General features: G+C 51.7%; 1 protein-coding gene. It reads right to left on the reverse strand.

The window, feature by feature from the left end; all coding sequences use genetic code 11:
* Positions 1-114: 114 nt before the first annotated feature.
* Positions 115-1413, reverse strand: coding sequence for a group II intron reverse transcriptase/maturase (gene ltrA, locus HQN87_RS31905; RefSeq protein ID WP_173141369.1), 1299 nt, complete (start codon positions 1411-1413; stop codon positions 115-117).
* Positions 1414-1938 lie beyond the last annotated feature (525 nt).

A 1938-nucleotide genomic window follows, 5' to 3' on the forward strand; every position in this document is an offset into this window, starting at 1 on the left:
TAACTGGTCGAGTAGGCGGGGCCTCTCCATCGTGGATTGCGCCCCTACCCCTCACAGATCCGTACGTGCGCAATTTACGCATACGGCTCTTCACCCCATCGTTCACAGTTGGCCTTAGTCGTAGATATTGACGTAGATCCGCGGCTTAGGTAGCTTGAATTCTTTAAGCACTTCGTAGAATCTCTCCCGGGTGAAGCTCCTGCGCTGACTTCTGCGGTTTAGCCATTTGTAAATCAAGTCCAGCGTTTGCATGTAGTAGGATTTCATTTTCTGCGCGTTATCCGTGATTCCGTAGTATCGGTAGTGACCCGACAATTTGGCCCGGATGACGCCTAGAAACTCCTCCTGCTTCATATGCCGATTCCACCTGACCCAGCTCTTCATGGCTTTGACCTTCTGTCTGAACTTCTTCCCACTCGTTTTACGCTTCACCCGGAAGGTTCCTCTTCGGCTCTTGGCGCAGTAGTGTGTGAACCCTAGGAAATCGAATGTTTTCGGTTTCCCTTCGCCCTTCCTCCGTGACTCCTCTTCCGCAAAACGACCAAACGCGATGATTTTTGTCTTCTCCTCCGCGATGCTTAACCCGAATTTCTCCAGCCGGAGTACGAGCGCGGTATAGAAGCGTTCTGCATCTTCTTTGTACTGGAAGCAGCATACAAAATCATCGGCGAAGCGCACCATTTCGGCTTGCCCCACGCACTGCTTCTTCACCGTCACGGTGAACCATAGGTCAAGGACATAGTGCAGGTAGACGTTGGCTAGCAGGGGCGACACCACCGAACCTTGGGGAGTTCCTTCCTCCGTCGGTTCAAAGTGTCCCTCCTCCTGTATGCCCGCTTTCAGCATCCGTCTCACCAACCGGTGGATGTTTGGATCTCCGATTCGTAGTTCGAGGAACTTCATCAGCCATTCGTGATCCACGTGGTTGAAGAAACCCGAGATGTCCGCATCGACGACATAGCTGGTTTTCCCATGTTCAATGACCCGGTTTAGATGTTTCAGCGCACTGTGCATGCTTCGGTTCGGGCGAAATCCATACGAGAAATCCAGGAAGTCTTGTTCATAAATGGCTTCGAGCACTCTTTTCAGCGCATGTTGCACCAGTTTGTCCTCATACGCAGGAATGCCTAGGGGCCGCATGCTTTTCTCGTCCTTTGGGATGTAGACTCTTCTCGCCGGCTGAGGTCTGTAGCTTTTTCGCTTTAGCCGGTCCACTAGATGTGCTACATTCGCTTCCACGTTGGTTTCGTACGTCTCTTTGGTCGATCCGTCGACTCCCGTTGCTTTTCCCAGTTTCATCTCTTTGTGACTTTCCATTAATGCTTCTGCGTCAATAAGATGTCCGATGGAGGTGAACCGTAACTTCGGATCTGCTTTGGCCATTTCTGCTATTCTTGCTAATTTCGTTTCCATTTTTTTTCCCACCTCTGCGTGTGGCCAATGTGTCCTTACCAAGATTGATAGGGTGTCGCCTGCCTTTCCTCCGCCCCCATTACAGGGGTTTCACAGGTCTTATGCGGCAATCCGACTCCCTGGACGCCGTTTGGCATTCTTACGTGTTACGGCTTGTTTGCCATACTCCTGTAAAGGTTCCTAAAGAGTACTTCTCTCGCAGAAGAGCGCCAGGGTCTCCCGAGTTGCTGAGTAACCAATGGGTATACATGCCTGGCTCTTCGACCCCGGGGAAGCTCCTCCATCCTCGCCCTTTCGGCTGGAGTCATGTTGTCTTCCGGGAGAATAAGCCCGTCGACCTTCCCGTTTATTGCGTTTCGAGGCTCAATCACTTTCAGGCCTGCATCCTAACTGTCTACGCTTAAACGGTAGGGTTACCCCTGCTGCTCCAAGACTCGCTATTGGTGGCGTGGCTTTCGCCTTTCCAAGCAGGGATTCCACCTGCTAAGTTACTCAACCTAGGCTCGGTCGCTCTATTCTGTACAA

The organism is Paenibacillus tritici (assembly GCF_013204885.1).
GTDB classification, from domain to species: Bacteria; Bacillota; Bacilli; order Paenibacillales; family Paenibacillaceae; genus Paenibacillus_AQ; species Paenibacillus_AQ tritici.

Coding starts and splice junctions, on each gene's coding strand:
- ltrA (WP_173141369.1), bottom strand. CDS start 1,413: ATGGAAACGAAATTAGCAAGAATAGCAGAAATGGCCAAAGCAGATCCG.